Consider the following 259-nt stretch of genomic DNA (forward strand, 5'->3'; position numbering starts at 1 on the left):
GGTCCGGGCGCTGTACCCGCCGCGTGTCCCGCGCCTCGACGAGAGCTGAGGAACCACCCCACCGGCGCCGCGGGGCTGATTGACTGAGCCCATGGACGCCGTGCCGATGTTCCCGCTGGGAAGCGTGCTGCTCCCGCACACGCCGCTCGCGCTGCGCGTCTTCGAGCCGCGGTACCCCACGATGATCGGGCGGCTGCTCGATGCCGACGACCCGTCGTTCGGGGTGGTCCTGATCGAGCGCGGATTCGAGGCCGGGGGC

Annotated in this window: 1 protein-coding gene; it reads left to right on the forward strand. The window is 72.6% G+C overall.

The window, feature by feature from the left end; translation table 11 throughout:
• Window positions 1-106: 106 nt before the first annotated feature.
• Window positions 107-259 (forward strand): LON peptidase substrate-binding domain-containing protein (locus tag KVT44_RS61415; protein WP_368857623.1); only part of this gene is annotated, 153 nt, incomplete at its 3' end.

This window comes from Streptomyces sp. GbtcB7 (assembly GCF_019091445.1).
In the GTDB taxonomy this organism is placed as follows: Bacteria; Actinomycetota; Actinomycetes; order Streptomycetales; family Streptomycetaceae; genus Streptomyces; species Streptomyces mirabilis.